General features: G+C 59.4%; 12 protein-coding genes. 1 reads left to right on the forward strand and 11 read right to left on the reverse strand.

Translation table 11 applies throughout. The features are described 5' to 3' along the window. Positions 1-34: 34 nt before the first annotated feature. Both GKKCFE_RS25820 and GKKCFE_RS25825 read right to left on the reverse strand, forming a co-directional pair. Positions 35-661, reverse strand: coding sequence for a glutathione S-transferase family protein (locus GKKCFE_RS25820; protein WP_076383171.1), 627 nt, complete (start codon positions 659-661; stop codon positions 35-37). 125 nt (positions 662-786) lie between these two features. Next, a complete protein-coding gene (locus GKKCFE_RS25825) occupies positions 787-1,689 on the reverse strand; it encodes a LysR family transcriptional regulator (protein WP_445577279.1) in 903 nt (300 codons plus the stop codon). Positions 1,690-1,969: 280 nt separating this feature from the next. Between GKKCFE_RS25825 and GKKCFE_RS25830 the strand changes: the two genes are divergently transcribed. Beyond that, positions 1,970-4,183, forward strand: a complete 2,214-nt coding sequence (locus GKKCFE_RS25830) for an LTA synthase family protein (RefSeq protein ID WP_445577280.1) — start codon at positions 1,970-1,972, stop codon at positions 4,181-4,183. A 71-nt stretch (positions 4,184-4,254) separates the two neighbouring features. Here the strand turns inward: GKKCFE_RS25830 and nudK are convergent, their stop codons facing one another. From nudK to GKKCFE_RS25875, 9 genes are all read right to left on the reverse strand, one after another. Then, positions 4,255-4,848 (reverse strand): GDP-mannose pyrophosphatase NudK, encoded by a 594-nt coding sequence (nudK, locus tag GKKCFE_RS25835; RefSeq protein ID WP_139048699.1) that lies wholly within the window; start codon positions 4,846-4,848, stop codon positions 4,255-4,257. 95 nt (positions 4,849-4,943) lie between these two features. After that, positions 4,944-6,371 (reverse strand): FAD-binding oxidoreductase, encoded by a 1,428-nt coding sequence (locus GKKCFE_RS25840; RefSeq protein WP_445578073.1) that lies wholly within the window; start codon positions 6,369-6,371, stop codon positions 4,944-4,946. A 122-nt stretch (positions 6,372-6,493) separates the two neighbouring features. Then, complete coding sequence (locus GKKCFE_RS25845; RefSeq protein ID WP_047226654.1) at positions 6,494-8,014, reverse strand: tripartite tricarboxylate transporter permease; 1,521 nt, start codon at positions 8,012-8,014, stop codon at positions 6,494-6,496. Between the two features lie 9 nt (positions 8,015-8,023). Further along, the gene (locus GKKCFE_RS25850; RefSeq protein ID WP_107323169.1) at positions 8,024-8,506 is read right to left on the reverse strand and encodes a tripartite tricarboxylate transporter TctB family protein; all 483 of its coding nucleotides are present in this window, start codon (positions 8,504-8,506) and stop codon (positions 8,024-8,026) included. An 80-nt stretch (positions 8,507-8,586) separates the two neighbouring features. Next, the gene (locus GKKCFE_RS25855; protein WP_076383165.1) at positions 8,587-9,558 is read right to left on the reverse strand and encodes a tripartite tricarboxylate transporter substrate binding protein; all 972 of its coding nucleotides are present in this window, start codon (positions 9,556-9,558) and stop codon (positions 8,587-8,589) included. Positions 9,559-10,129: 571 nt separating this feature from the next. Beyond that, a complete protein-coding gene (gene glmS / locus GKKCFE_RS25860) occupies positions 10,130-11,962 on the reverse strand; it encodes a glutamine--fructose-6-phosphate transaminase (isomerizing) (protein WP_445577281.1) in 1,833 nt (610 codons plus the stop codon). 1 nt (position 11,963) lies between these two features. Then, positions 11,964-12,740, reverse strand: a complete 777-nt coding sequence (locus GKKCFE_RS25865; protein WP_107323172.1) for a DeoR/GlpR family DNA-binding transcription regulator — start codon at positions 12,738-12,740, stop codon at positions 11,964-11,966. A gap of 224 nt (positions 12,741-12,964) precedes the next feature. After that, positions 12,965-14,332: a bifunctional UDP-N-acetylglucosamine diphosphorylase/glucosamine-1-phosphate N-acetyltransferase GlmU gene (gene glmU / locus GKKCFE_RS25870; protein ID WP_445577282.1), complete on the reverse strand. Its 1,368-nt coding sequence runs from the start codon at positions 14,330-14,332 to the stop codon at positions 12,965-12,967. A gap of 116 nt (positions 14,333-14,448) precedes the next feature. Next, entirely contained in the window at positions 14,449-14,874 is a 426-nt protein-coding gene (locus GKKCFE_RS25875; RefSeq protein WP_047230094.1) for a F0F1 ATP synthase subunit epsilon, read from the reverse strand. Positions 14,875-14,911 lie beyond the last annotated feature (37 nt).

Below are 14,911 nucleotides of genomic sequence, written 5' to 3' on the forward strand. Positions count from 1 at the left end.
TAAATCCCCTCGCCTCAAGGCGGCTCAGTGCATTTCAGACGTGCTGTTGCAACCCGGCAACCGTACGCGGCATACCGACGAACCCGGGCAAGGCCTCGATCCGCCCCAGCCATGCACGTACGTGGGGGTAGTCTTCCAGCGACACATTGCCCTCCGGGGCATGGGCGATGTAGCTGTAGCCGGCAACATCGGCAATCGTCGCAACGTCACCTGTCAGATACGCGCTGCTGCTCAAGTGTTGATCAATGACCTTGAGCAGGCTGTGGGAACGGGCGATCACCTCCTCTGCGTTGTAAGGCGCGCCGAATACCGTAATCAATCGCGCCGCGGCCGGCCCCGCATGGAGCGGCCCGGCCGCCACCGACAACCAGCGCTGCACCCGGGCGACGCCGACCGGATCCGTTGGCAGCCAGTGGCCCTTGCCATACTTGCTTGCCAGGTACACCAGGATGGCGTTGGAATCGGCCAGCACCATACCGTCATCGTCAATGACCGGGACTTGGCCAAAGGCATTAATGGCCAGGAAATCTGCCTGTTTTTGTTCGCCTTTGGCCAGGTCAACAAAAACCACCTCGACGGGCAACCCGAGCAAGGAAAGCATCAACTGAACGCGATGCGCGTGGCCGGAAAGCGGAAAGTGATAAAGCTTGATGGGATTCATGGTCGACTCCGTTGCAAGTGACGCCATCAGCAGAACGGCGTCGATGGGGTCATCTTCCGCTTCGACTGAAGACTAGAGAATCACCCGAATATGCAATCCATTGTTTCAAACAGCGAAACAATGTCTCAGCCTTTCAAGTCCGGGTGCTCACGCAATGCACGGACGGTAAAGTCAACAAAACTGCGTACTCGCGCCGGCGCTTTGCGTCCACCTTGGTACACCACATGGATCGGCAGGGGCGGCAGTTCGAAGTCAGCCAGAACGATCTCCAGTTCCCCGTTGGCAACGTTGCCCGCCACCTGATAAGACAAGACCCGAGTCAACCCCAACCCCTGACAGGCAGCCGTGATTGCGGCCTGGTTGGCCGTGACCACCAGTCTGGGCGCGGGTCGCACAGAGAGCGGTTGCCCTGCGTCGATGAACGTCCAGTTTCTGATCTGACCGGTGGCCGATGAGGCGACTACCGGCATGTGCTCCAGATCCTGCGGGTGTGCGGGTCGGCCATGGCGAGCGAAGAGATCAGGGGAACCGCAAACCACCCGTCGTACTTCACCCACACGCACGGCGTGCTGACTGCTGTCGGGCAACTCGCCAATGCGTATGGCAATGTCGATGCCCTCCTCGACCATGCTGACTATACGGTCCAGCAATAAGGCATTGATGCCGACCTCGGGGAATTGCTGCAGGTAATCGACCAGCACCGGCGTGACAAACAACTGACCAAACAGCACCGGGGCGGTAATCGTCAATTGCCCGCGGGGCTGGGCGTGACTGCCGACCGCTGAATCCTCGGCTTCCTGCAAATCCGACAGAATTCGGCGGCAGTCCTCGAGAAAGCGCTGGCCCGCTTCGCTCAGGTATACGTTGCGGGTGGTGCGCACCAGCAAGGGCGTACCGATACGCTGCTCCAACGCCGCCACGGCGCGTGTGACGCTGGCCGCCGACAGGCCCAGGCGTCGCGCAGCCGCCGAGAAACCGGAGTCCTGGGCCACGGCGACAAAAACCTGCATTTCCTGAAACCTGTCCATTCATCCCCCAATGAGAAACCTTGATACAAGTTGGGTGCGCACCTCAAATCAGCGCCGCACCGCCATTGTAGGGGGCTGCGCCAGCGAACCACAGCGCAACGCGATCGGGCATCGGCACATCGACCCGGTCAATTGCGACTATGCTTGGTACCATCGAGCATACTTTCATGACAATTTAATGACTCGAACCATGGCGTAGGTCTTGTGGACACGGGCTTGCTCGCAAGCCCGTGTCCACAAGATGCGTGCCTGACTGGCGTCCATCGGAAGGCCCCTTTTTGTGAATGTTTTTTACCGCGGCTTCACGCACCCCCTTGCCCCCCTCATCGCCCTGGCCGGATGTGTATTAATCATCCCAATGGGCCTGCGCCTCTCGCTGGGATGGTCCGATCCGCTGGGCTATCTGTCTGACCTGGGCATGGGCGGGTTGCTGATCGTGCTGCTTTACCGTCGTCCCTGGTGGGTGGCATTACCCATTTTGCTGATCTGGAGCATGCTGACGCTGGCCAGCATCGAACTGGTCAGTGCTGTCGGGCGCATGCCCACCCCATCGGACCTGCATTACCTGACCGACCCGCAATTCGTCGAAAACTCCACCAGCGGCGGCTTCGCCCATCCCTGGCTGGCAGGGGTGCAACTGGTTGCGTTGATGGTCTGGCTGATCGTCCAATGGCCCCGCCGGTTGTATATGGCGCCTCGCTTGCCGCGCCACGCCTGGGCGCTGCCGGTAGTGCTTTTGCTGAGCCACAGTGTGGTGCAAACCTGGCGACCCAGTGAGGCAGACCAATGGAACCTGTTCAATCTTCCCCACCAACTCGTCACGGCGGCCGTTGCCGCCGGGCAGGATCGAACCCAGCTATGGCTTGAAGATGACACAGTGGTTCAAGCCCCGCCCATGGAGGGTCTTACCCGGCTCGATCTTGAAGGCCAGAAAATCCTGCCTGCACCGGGCCGGGCCCGCAACGTCCTGATCATCACCCTGGAAGGCGTTCCCGGCGCCTACGTGGGCGTCAACCGTCAGGCCCTGAAAAGCAGCTATCAGGAGGACCTGATGCCGCACCTCAGTGCCTGGGCCAAGCGCGGCATGAATACACCCGATTACGTCCTGCACAATCATCAGACCATTCGTGGCCTGTATTCGATGCTGTGTGGCGACTACGACAAATTCGACGACGGCACGCCCAAAGGCGTCGAGATGTTGAACCTGAGCCGGCGCAACCAGGCCTGCCTGCCGGCCCAGTTGCGCCGCAACGGGTTCTCCACGCACTTCCTGCAAGGTGCGGGCCTGCGGTTCATGGCCAAGGACCGGATCATGCCGCACATCGGCTTCGACACCACCCTGGGCATGGACTGGTTCACCAAACCTGCCTACCTGGAATTCCCTTGGGGCAAGGACGACAAGACATTCTTCGAGGGCGCGCTGGATTACGTCGGGCAACTGCAAAAGGCAAAGAAGCCCTGGATGCTTACGCTGCTGACGGTGGGCACGCACCAGCCCTACTCAGCGCCGGATGACTACCTGCAACGCTACGACACCACCAAGCAGGCGGCCGTCGGTTACCTGGATGACGCACTGGACAGCTTCATGTCGGGGCTGGAACGCCAAGGCGTGCTGAAAGACACCCTGGTGATCATCACCTCGGACGAATCCCACGGCATCGACGATGTACGCCTGGCGTCATCCTGGGGTTTCAACCTGACATTGGCGCCGGAGCCATTGCCCCGGGTCAAGTCGGGGGTCTACGGTCATGTGGACCTGAGCGCCTCGGTCCTCGATTACTTCGGTTTCAAAGTGCCCAAGTCATTGTCCGGTCGCTCGTTGTTCCGGGAATACGCAACGGGCCGGGAAATCATGTCGTTCACCAATGGCAAGCTGCGCTACCACGATGGCAAGAGCACTTTCACCGAATGCGATTTCCTGCAGCGCTGCCGCTATTACACCAGCGAAGGTTTCATCACGGAGCGCGCCACTTACGGCGGGCAATACAGCGGTCAACGGGCCAGGTTGATCAGCGCGCGGGCCACGGCCCTGGACCGCACCCTGCTCCATACACCGCTCAACCAGCATTATCAGTTTGGTAGCGCCGATCAAATCCCGCTTCCGGCCCAAATCACCAACGACTGGACCGACAACCTGATCGGTGCCCAATACCTGGAGATGCCCAAGGGCTCACAGACCCGCGTCAGCCTGACCATCCGCGCCCTGGGTCCGGACAATGCGGCCTATATTTCCCTCAAGGCCAAAGAGTTCGAGCAGGATGTAGCGATCGACCTGCCGACGGAAGTGGCGGTGACGCCCGAACAGCCGCTGGTGATGAATATCCGTTTCGATAACCCGCAACCCCGCAAGGCTTTCTCTTTCCATCTGCTGGGGCACGGGGTGGGCGCCATCGAAATCAGTGACTTCAGTGTCGTGACCGAACTGCCGGAGCAGACAGAACCCTCGGATTACCTGAACCTCGTCCAGGAAGACAGTGACGCCCAGTCCAGTTGAATGACATCGCGCAGCCAATGACCTACGCTGCGCCTTACATCGTCCTGGGCTGAATTGATCAATGAAGCAGGCTAATCCAGCAACCGATGCAGCTTGGCGTACTGCAACAGCATGATGGTCTTGCCGTCGCAGATATCCCCGGTTTCGATCATGCCCAGCGCCTTGTCGAGAGACATCTCCAACACTTCGATCTCCTCGCCCTCGGCTTCCAGTCCGCCGCCCTCATGCTGTTTATCTTCGTCGAAGTATTCGCCGACGAAAAAATGCAGGCGTTCTGTCACCGACCCTGGGCTCATGAATGCCTCGAACACCTTGCGTACATCCTGGACGATATAGCCGGTTTCCTCTTGGGTTTCCTTGCGGATGCAGGTGTGCGGGTCGTCGTTATCCAGCAGGCCGGCACAGGTTTCGATCAACAGACCATCGTGGTCATTGACGAAGGCCGGGAAGCGGAACTGCCGGGTCAGCACCACGGTTTGCTTGGCCTTGCTGTACAGCAGGATGGTCGCGCCGTTGCCCCGATCGTAGGTCTCGCGGGCCAGTTCGCGCCACTGGCCATCGCGGCCGAGGTAGTCGTAGGTGGTTTTGCGCAGCACGTACCAGTTGTCCGAGAGCACTTCGACTTTCTTGATGCGCACGCGATCTTTGGTGCTTATCTGAGTCATTCAGCCGTTCCATGTCCAGTGTCTGAAAGCGGCAGAGTGGCCGTAAAGGCCGACGGCCTGCCATGATTGAGGCAGGCTAGCAGAGGCAGGATCGATCACTCCAGCCCGGTGGCAAACACCTTGCCGGGGTTCATCAACCCGGTCGGATCCAGCGTGTGCTTGATGGCACGCATCAACTCGATCTCCAGCGGATCCTTGAAATGAGCCGCCGCGTCCGGCTTGGCTTGCCCCAGGCCATGTTCGGCACTGATGCTGCCATTGAAAGCGCTCGTCATCTGGTAGATGACCTGCATGATCGCTTGCTCCTGGGCCTTGAACGGGGCATCGGCATGGCTCAGCGGCTTGCTGATGTTGTAGTGCAGGTTGCCATCACCCATGTGACCGTAGGAAACAATGCGTACGCCGGGAAACGCCTGTTGCAAGGCGCTATCGGTACGCTCGATGAACGCCGGAATCTGGCTGACGGGCACGCTGATGTCATGCTTGAGACTTGGACCTTCATGATTCTGCGCCTCGGAAATACCTTCGCGCAGAGCCCACAATGCCGCAGCCTGAGTCTGGTTGCTGGCGATCACGGCATCAATCACCCACCCGGTCTCAAATGCATGGCCCAGGCCACTTTCAAGCAACAGGTCCAAAGGTGCGTCGGGCACCGTGTCGCGCAATTCGATCAGGGCGTACCACGGGTGCGGCCCTTGCAAGGGGTCACTGCAACCGGCCACATGATCCAGGACGAACTCCAGGCTCTGGCGCGACATCATCTCAAAGCCCGTCAGACGGTCGGCGCACAGGCTGCGAACATGCCCGATCAGGTCCACCGCGGCCTGCGGCGTGGGCAGTGCGACCCAAGCGGTGGCCGTGCTATGGGTGGCCGGAAACAACTTGAGTACCGCCGCCGTGATAATCCCAAGCGTACCTTCCGAGCCAATGAATAGATGCTTGAGGTCGTAGCCGGTGTTGTCTTTGCGCAAACCTCGCAAGCCGTGCCAGACACGTCCATCCGGCAATACCACCTCAAGCCCAAGGGTCAGCTCGCGCATGTTGCCGTAACGCAGCACGGCCGTGCCGCCGGCATTGGTGGCCAGATTGCCGCCCACCGTGCAACTGCCTTCGGCCCCCAGTGACAGCGGGAACAAGCGACCGGCCTGGCTGGCGGCTTCTTGCAACTGCTGCAGAATCACCCCGGCCTCGACCGTTATGGTTTCATTGGCCAGGTCGATTTCGCGGATGCGCTTCATCCGGGTCAACGACAGCACCACCTGACGACCAGACGAATCCGGGATCGAGCCGCCACACAACCCGGTATTTCCGCCCTGCGGCACCAAGGCAACCCCAGCGTCATGGCAAAGCCGCACCACCGCCGCCACTTCTTCGGTTGTGGCCGGGCGCACCACCAGTGCGGCCCGGCCTTGGTAAGCGTTACGCCAGTCAGTCAGGTAGCTGTGCATAAGTTCAGGATCACGCACCAGCCCCGCCGCGCCGACCACTTGCTCGACGCTTTGGATCAACGTGTCCCAGGCCATCGGGTCGAGATCGGCCGAAGAGAGAGAATTGGGGTTTTGCATGACTGTCTCCGGGCGTTTGAATTCGGCTGCTGCAGCGCACATCGTGCGTTGCAGCAGTGGAAGCGACCGATTGAGATGAACTAGCTGCGCATCAGCTCAATGGCGGCACTTTTCTTGTGACGGATCACCGTCACCAGGTGCCAGGAGACAGACGCCGCTGCGAGGGCCAGGAAGACCGCCGAGATCGGCGTGGTGAGGAAACCACTGAAGTTGCCATCCGAGAGCATCAGACCGCGCCGCAGGTTGGTTTCAGCCATAGGGCCGAGGATGAAGCCAATGATGAACGGCGCAATCGGCAGTCCACCTTTGACGAAGCCATAGCCCATCAGGCCGAACAGCAGCACCGCCCAGACGTCGAAGATGCGGCTGTTGAGGCCGAACGCACCGACTACGCAGAGCACCAGGATGATCGGCAACAGAATGTGCTTGGGCACCGCCAGCAACTTGATGAAGATGCGCAGTCCGTAGAACTCCAGCACCAACATCAGCAACGAAGCCAGAATCAGCGCGGCAAAGATGGTGTAGACCAGCGATCCCTGACTGATGAACAACAGCGGGCCAGGCTGGATGCCGTGAATCATGAAGCCGCCAAGCATCACCGCCGTGGTGGTGTCTCCGGGAATACCCAGGGTCAGCAGCGGGATCATCGCACCGCCAATACCGGCGTTGTTCGCGGTTTCACTGGCAACCACGCCCTCGATGGAGCCTTTACCGAATTCTTCAGGGTGCTTTGAGCGCTTTTTTGCCGCGATGTAGGAAACAATGTTCGAGGTACCAGCGCCGATGCCCGGCAGGATCCCGATGCCCAGGCCGATGAACGCCGAGCGGGTCGCGTTCGGCAATTGGCTGATGAACTCCTTGATGGAAAAACCAAACCCTTTCACGCCCTTCATGCTGATGTTCTGTGGCTTGGCACGGTGGCTTGAGCGGGCGCTCTCGGCGAATTTCAGCACTTCGGAGACCGCAAACATGCCGATCATGACGGTAAGCATGGCGAAGCCACCGTTAAGACTCGGCAGGTCGAACGTGAAACGCCGAATGGCGTCGACCGGGGCGATCCCGACGGTTGAAAAGGCAAAGCCCAAGGCGCCGGCGAACAGCCCTTTGACCAGCGAACCGGTGGACAGTGTGGCAATCAGGGTCAGCGAAAAAACGGCAATGGAGAAATATTCATGAGGACCGAAACTCAAGGCCACGTCCGCCAGGATCGGGGCGATAAACATCAACGCCGCAATGCTGAAAATCGTGCCCAGGAACGAGAACACCACGCCAATGCCCAGGGCTTTGACGCCCAGGCCCTTTTTCATCATCGGCGAACCATCGAACGTCGTGGCGATGGAGGCCGGCGTGCCCGGTATGTTGAGCAATATCGCTGAAATCAGCCCCCCCGAGGTGGCGCCGACAAACAGAGCAACCAGCAGTGACAGACCCGTGGCCGGGCCCATCGAATAGGTCAGCGGCAAGCACAGGGCGATGGCCATGGTGGCCGAAAGGCCGGGCACCGCACCAAAGACGATCCCCACTGCAACGCCGAGGGTGATCAGGACAAATACGTAGGGCGAGAATACGGCACCGAAGCCTTGTTGCAGGAGCTCAATCATCACCGTCCCCTAGAAATCCAATAGACCGGTGGGCAGCATCAAATCGAAGCCCTCACGGAAGATCACAAAAATCAACGCTGCTGAAACGACCGCGATCACGGCATACAGCCCGTGCTTGACCTTCTGATCCGCGGGGGTCAACACGATGAATTGGGCGTAGAGGTAAAGCGTGGTCATGATCACGAAACCGACAACTTCCAGCAGCGCGGTGAAGAGCGTCACCAGGGCGATGGATTTGATAACCGTCGGGTAATCGATCGATTCAGCGGCTTCGGCCGGCTCGACAGGCTCGGCACGTTGCTGAGGCAGTTTTCTCCAGGCCAGCAACTGCAACACGCCCAACAGGCACAGCGCGCCGGAAAGAATCCAGGGCACAAAAGCGGCGTCGACAAAACCGCGACGCGGCAGATTCGCGGTCAACAACATGTACGCCACACCAGCACCGAGCATCGCCAGGCCGGCGAACAATTCATTTCTTTTGTAGGTATCCATACAGGATCCTCTTTCACTTGAAGGGCCGAGCAAAGGGGCGCTGGCCAATACGGTAAGCGCCCCATCCTGTTTCCCAGGATTTACTTGGCTTTACGCATTTCGTCCTTGAACTGCATGAAGTCGTCACGGGTCTTGGTCAGCGTAGCAATGGCTTCTTCGGTGCCCTGGAAGCTGACAGGCTGCTTGAAGGACTTCTTGAGCTCTTCAGCGTATTCAGGTTCTTCGGTGATTTTCTTCATGGTGTCAGCCATTTTCTTGACGATGGCCGGGTCTGTGCCTTTCGGGAAAGCGACGATGTAAGGCTTGTCCAGGACCAGGTCCACGCCTTGCTCCTTGAACGTCTTGACGTCACCCAGCAGCGGGTTGCGCTCTGCGTTAGGCTGCCCCAGAGCGGTCATCTTGCCGCTGGCAATGTAGTCCTGAACCGAACCATAGCTGATAGCACCCAGGTCAATGCGCTTGCCCAGCAAGGCCACCACTTTTTCCGAAACGGTGCCGCTGTCGACCATCTTCAGTTTGACGCCGGCGAGCTTCTCGAACATCAAGCCTTGCAGGTGCGAGAAGTTACCCATCTCGGTGCCGTAGGTGATGGTGCCTGGCTTGGCCTTGGCCTGTGAAATCAACTGATCGAGGGTGTCGATGCCCGAGCTTTTGGCGGAGACGAACACAGCGCCTTTATCGACGCCAGCGATGCAGGAGACATCGAATGCATCGAAGCGATCTTCGGACAACCCTGCCACTTCGTTAACGATCATCTGACCGGTGTGGGTGAACAGAATGGTGTTGCCATCTGGCGCCGCGCTCTTGACCGCGTCGGCAGCGATGGTGCCGCCCCCGCCGGCCATGTTGGTGACGACCATGGACTTACCGGTCAGCTTGGTGAAGTACTTGGCCATCATCCGTGCGTTGAAGTCGGTATCGCCGCCGGCGTTGGCAATGACCACCACCTGCACCGGACGTGTCGGCCAGTCGCTCGCATCAGCGGCAACGGCCGCTCCGGCGGTGAGGCTCAAGAAGGAAGCGACGAGAGAGGCGCATAGTGTTTTTCTCATTATTGTTCTCCAGAGATGCTGCCGTAGAAGGTGTTGGTAGGGAGTTGGGTATGGGTGTCGCGAGGATGAATCGGGCGTATTGCCAACCCGCGCGCAGTGGCAATGCCGTACTGGGGCGCAGCGGGAAGCGAACGATGCAAGGAATTTGGTTGAGTCGAACAAGTATGGCTTTCTAGACAGCCATGGCCCGCTTGGCTGGGATGCATAAGCGAGAAGAGATGTGCCCTTCTACGGTTATGCAGAATGGGCAGAGAGCGATGCTGATGAGCCGTCGGAGCGAATGGCATAGCAGGGCCTGCGTCGATTTTATTATTTTATGTCATACGTTGTCGTACGACTTGACCGATTATCGTCACCTAAAATAATTTTTGTCAACGCGGATATTCGTTGAATCGGTGAGAGAGGGAAGACGTGGCCTCATGTTTACGCTCATGAGGAGAAATGCGGGGGTGACGATCAGACGAGCGGCGATCAGCGGTGCCGCTCAGGATCCGGGTTCTGGATGGCAGCAACCGGTGACGCCAGGGTGCAGAGGAGACGAAACCACCTCCGCGACCCCGGCGGCCAAGGCTTACTCCACTGTCACGGACTTGGCCAGGTTTCGTGGCTGGTCGACGTCAGTGCCCTTGAGTACGGCGACATAGTACGACAACAACTGCAGCGGGATCGTGTAGAGGATCGGCGACAGGATGTCGTGGATGTGCGGCATGTGCACCACGTGAGTACCTTCACCATTGGTCATGCCGGCCTTCTCATCAGCAAAGACAACCAGCTGGCCGCCACGGGCGCGAACTTCCTGCAGGTTGGACTTGAGCTTTTCCAGCAGCTCGTTGTTCGGCGCCACGGTGACCACGGGCATATCGTTGTCCACCAGGGCCAGCGGGCCGTGCTTGAGTTCACCGGCAGGATAGGCTTCAGCGTGGATATAGGAAATTTCCTTGAGCTTCAGGGCGCCTTCCATCGCCACTGGGAATTGCGCGCCACGTCCCAGGAACAGGGTGTGGTTCTTCTCGGCGAACAACTCGGCGATTTTTTCCACGGTGCTGTCCATCGCCAGGGCTTCGCCCAGACGGGTCGGCAGGCGGCGCAGTTCTTCCACCAATGTTGCCTCGACACCCTCGCCCAAGGTCCCGCGCACCTGTCCCAGAGACAGGGTCAGCAAAAGCAGGCCCACCAACTGCGTGGTGAACGCCTTGGTCGACGCCACACCGATTTCACGGCCAGCCTGGGTCAGCAGGGTCAGGTCGGATTCGCGCACCAACGAGCTGATGCCCACATTGCAGATCGCCAGGCTGGCGAGGAAACCCAGCTCCTTGGCGTTACGCAGGGCGGCCAAGGTGTCGGCGGTTTCACCGGACTGGGAAATGGTGACGAACAGGGTGTCGGGTTGCACCACCACTTTGCGGTAACGGAATTCGCTGGCGACTTCGACCTGGCACGGAATACCGGCCAACTCTTCCAACCAGTAACGAGCAACCATACCGGCGTGGTAGCTGGTGCCACAGGCAACGATCTGCACGTTGCGAACCTTGGCGAACAGCTCGGCGGCCTGTGGCCCGAACGCCTGGACCAGCACCTGGCTCTGGCTCATGCGGCCTTCCAGGGTGCGTTGCACCACGGCCGGTTGTTCGTGGATCTCCTTGAGCATGAAGTGCCGGAACTCGCCCTTGTCGGCGGCTTCGGCGCCGTCACGGTATTGAACGGTCTCGCGCTCCACGGCTTTGCCGTCGATGTCCCAGATCTGCACGCTGTCGCGGCGAATTTCGGCGATATCGCCCTCTTCCAGGTACATGAAGCGGTCAGTGACCTGACGCAGCGCCAGTTGATCGGAAGCCAGGAAGTTTTCCCCAAGGCCCAGACCGATCACCAACGGGCTGCCGCTGCGGGCAGCAACCAGTCGATCCGGCTGCTCGGCACTGATCACCGCCAAGCCATAGGCGCCATGCAATTCCTTGACGGTGGCCTTGAGCGCCGCAGTCAAGTCCATCAGTTCCTTGAGCTTGTGATTGAGCAGGTGGGCAATGACTTCGGTGTCAGTGTCGGAGGTGAACACATAGCCGAGTGCCTTGAGTTGCTCACGCAGCGCTTCGTGATTCTCGATAATACCGTTGTGCACAACCGCCAGATTGTCGGAGAAATGCGGGTGGGCGTTACGCTCGCACGGCGCACCGTGAGTGGCCCAGCGGGTGTGGGCGATGCCCAGGCGCCCCACCAGCGGCTCAGCGTCCAGCGCTTGCTCCAGCTCACTGACCTTACCTGGGCGTCGCATGCGCTCAAGCTTCTCGTCGTTGGTAAACACCGCCACACCGGCACTGTCATAACCACGGTATTCGAGGCGCTTGAGGCCTTCGAGCAAGATTGCAGTGATGTTGCGTTCAGCAACGGCGCCGACAATTCCACACATGCTATTTCTCCTGGCTGGCAGACGCGCAGATCACATTGATTCCACGGGCCTGAATCTGATCGCGGGCCTCCACGGGCAGGCGATCATCGGTAATGAGGGTATGGACGCTGCTCCACGGCAGTTCCAGGTTGGGAATTTTTCGGCCGATCTTGTCGGCCTCCACCATCACGATCACTTCGCGGGCAACCTCAGCCATCACACGGCTCAGGCCCAACAGTTCGTTAAAGGTGGTGGTGCCTCGGACCAGATCGATGCCGTCGGCGCCGATAAACAACTGGTCGAAATCGTAGGAGCGCAGGACCTGCTCCGCGACTTGGCCCTGGAACGACTCGGAATGAGGATCCCAGGTACCGCCGGTCATCAACAGCACCGGTTCATGCTCCAGCTCGCTCAGGGCACTGGCGACATGCAGGGAATTGGTCATCACCACCAACCCCGGCTGCAGTCCGAGCTGAGGAATCATTGCCGCAGTGGTGCTGCCACTGTCGATGATAATCCGCGCATGTTCGCGGACCCGCTTCACCGCGGCCCGTGCAATGGCTTGTTTGTATTTGGAGACGGCTTGCCCGTTATCGGCGACCAGTTCCTGCGGCATGGGGACCGCACCACCGTAACGACGCAGCAGCAAACCATTGGTTTCCAACGCGGCGAGATCCTTGCGAATCGTAACTTCCGAGGTTTCGAAGCGCTTGGCCAACTCATCAACACTGACTTCGCCCTGCTCTTGAAGCAAGGCAAGTATGTTGTGGCGGCGCTGTGGTGTGTTGCGCTTGGACATAAGGATAAGTTTCGATTCGAAAGATAACGTAAGTAATCAAAACCTATTGGAAGCATGTCGTCAAGACAAGAGCAGAAAAATTCAGAAACTGGGTGAACATGAACGCCATCGCGAACAGGCTCGCTCCCACATTGATTGCAGCGTCCACGGGGGCCCGTGTCAGCCGAGAATTCAGTGTGGGAGCGAGCCTGCTCGCGATGGCGGCGACAGGAGTTGTGGATAACTCAGGTTTTCTGGATTTTGACTGGGCGCTTCCAGCCATCGATGTTGCGCTGCCGCGCACGGGCCACAGCCAGTTGAGACTTATCCACATCCTGATTGATGGTTGAACCTGCTGCAGTGTTTGATCCATCACCGATGGTCACCGGTGCAACCAGCGAATTATTGGAGCCAATGAACACGTCCTCACCAATAGTCGTCTGATACTTATTGGCGCCATCGTAATTACAGGTGATGGTACCGGCACCAATGTTCGTGCGTGCGCCGATTTCAGCGTCACCCAGATAGGTCAGGTGACCGGCCTTGGCGCCTTCGCCCATGTGGGCATTCTTGAGCTCGACGAAGTTACCCACATGGGCTCGGGCTTCCAGCACGGTACCCGGACGCAGGCGAGCAAATGGGCCCGCGTCGCTGCCTTCGCCCATGACGGCGCCATCGAGGTGACTGTTGGCTTTGATCACCACGCCTTTTCGCAGGGTGCTGTCCTTGATCACACAGTTCGGGCCGATGACCACGTCGTCTTCGATGATGACCTTGCCTTCAAGGATAACGTTGATGTCGATGACCACATCGCGGCCGACGCTGACTTCACCGCGCACATCGAAACGGGCCGGGTCGCGCAGGGTCACGCCCTGAGCCATCAGGCGGCGGGCGGCGCGCAATTGATAGTGACGCTCCAGTTCGGCCAGTTGCCGGCGATCGTTGGCGCCCTGCACTTCCATGGCATCCAGCGGCTGCTCAGTGGCGACCACCAGCCCGTCGCTGACCGCCATGGCAATCACGTCGGTCAGGTAGTACTCGCCCTGGGCATTGTTGTTCGACAAACGACTCATCCAGTCGCCCAGGCGTTCAGCCGGTACGGCAAGAATGCCGGTGTTGCCTTCGGTGATCGCGCGCTGGGCTTCGTTGGCGTCCTTTTGCTCGACAATCGCTGTCACCTGGCCGTCGGCGTTGCGCACAATGCGGCCGTAACCAGTGGGGTCATCCAGCTCGACGGTCAGCAGGCCCAATTGCTGTGGAGCAGCATGCTTGAGCAGGCGCTGCAAGGTATCGACTTCGATCAGCGGCACGTCGCCGTAGAGAATCAGTACCGTATCGGCGGTAATAAATGGCACCGCCTGGGCCACCGCGTGGCCGGTCCCCAGTTGTTTATCCTGCAGGACAAAATTAAGGTCATCCGCCGCCAAGCGCTCACGCACAGCATCCGCCCCATGGCCGATCACCACGTGAATGCGCTGTGGATCAAGTTGCCGGGCGCTGTGGATAACATGACCGAGCATGGAGTTGCCGGCTACCGGGTGCAATACCTTGGGCAGCGCCGAACGCATGCGAGTGCCTTGACCCGCCGCGAGGATAACGATTTCGAGAGACATGACTGGCTACCAATCCTGGGTGGTCAGCGGCTGCGACCAGATGATGAGTGTCGGGAAAAGAAAAAAAGGGTAGCCGAGGCTACCCTTTTTAATCAATCGCACAGAAAGCAGACGGCTTAGCCGCCGAACTTCTTGCGGATCTGCTGGACGGTGCGCAGCTGGGCTGCGGCCTCGGCCAGACGTGCAGCAGCAGAGCCGTAATCGAACTCGGCGCCGCGCTCATGCAAGGCCTTCTCAGCAGCCTTGACGGCTTCCTGAGCGGAGGCTTCGTCCAGGTCGGCAGCACGTTGCACGGTGTCGGCAAGGACCTTGACCATGTTCGGCTGAACCTCGAGGAAACCACCGGAGATGTAATACACCTCGGATTCCCCGCCCTGCTTGATCAAGCGGATCGGACCTGGTTTCAGATTAGTGATCAGCGGTGCGTGACCCAGAGCGATACCAAGATCGCCCAGCTCACCATGCGCAACCACCATCTCGACCAGACCGGAGAAAATTTCCCCTTCCGCACTGACGATATCGCAATGGACTGTCATAGCCATCTGATTGCCTCAACCTAAATTAGCGCCCGTTGCCGGG

The organism is Pseudomonas sp. E141, from assembly GCF_052659885.1.

Excerpts from the sequence above, each read along its gene's own strand:
- GKKCFE_RS25820 (WP_076383171.1), bottom strand. The coding sequence starts at position 661 with ATGAATCCCATCAAGCTTTATCACTTTCCGCTTTCCGGCCACGCGCAT.
- GKKCFE_RS25825 (WP_445577279.1), bottom strand. The coding sequence starts at position 1,689 with ATGGACAGGTTTCAGGAAATGCAGGTTTTTGTCGCCGTGGCCCAGGAC.
- nudK (WP_139048699.1), bottom strand. The coding sequence starts at position 4,848 with ATGACTCAGATAAGCACCAAAGATCGCGTGCGCATCAAGAAAGTCGAA.
- GKKCFE_RS25840 (WP_445578073.1), bottom strand. The coding sequence starts at position 6,371 with ATGGCCTGGGACACGTTGATCCAAAGCGTCGAGCAAGTGGTCGGCGCG.
- GKKCFE_RS25845 (WP_047226654.1), bottom strand. The coding sequence starts at position 8,014 with ATGATTGAGCTCCTGCAACAAGGCTTCGGTGCCGTATTCTCGCCCTAC.
- GKKCFE_RS25850 (WP_107323169.1), bottom strand. The coding sequence starts at position 8,506 with ATGGATACCTACAAAAGAAATGAATTGTTCGCCGGCCTGGCGATGCTC.
- GKKCFE_RS25855 (WP_076383165.1), bottom strand. The coding sequence starts at position 9,558 with ATGAGAAAAACACTATGCGCCTCTCTCGTCGCTTCCTTCTTGAGCCTC.
- glmS (WP_445577281.1), bottom strand. The coding sequence starts at position 11,962 with ATGTGTGGAATTGTCGGCGCCGTTGCTGAACGCAACATCACTGCAATC.
- GKKCFE_RS25865 (WP_107323172.1), bottom strand. The coding sequence starts at position 12,740 with ATGTCCAAGCGCAACACACCACAGCGCCGCCACAACATACTTGCCTTG.
- glmU (WP_445577282.1), bottom strand. The coding sequence starts at position 14,332 with ATGTCTCTCGAAATCGTTATCCTCGCGGCGGGTCAAGGCACTCGCATG.
- GKKCFE_RS25875 (WP_047230094.1), bottom strand. The coding sequence starts at position 14,874 with ATGGCTATGACAGTCCATTGCGATATCGTCAGTGCGGAAGGGGAAATT.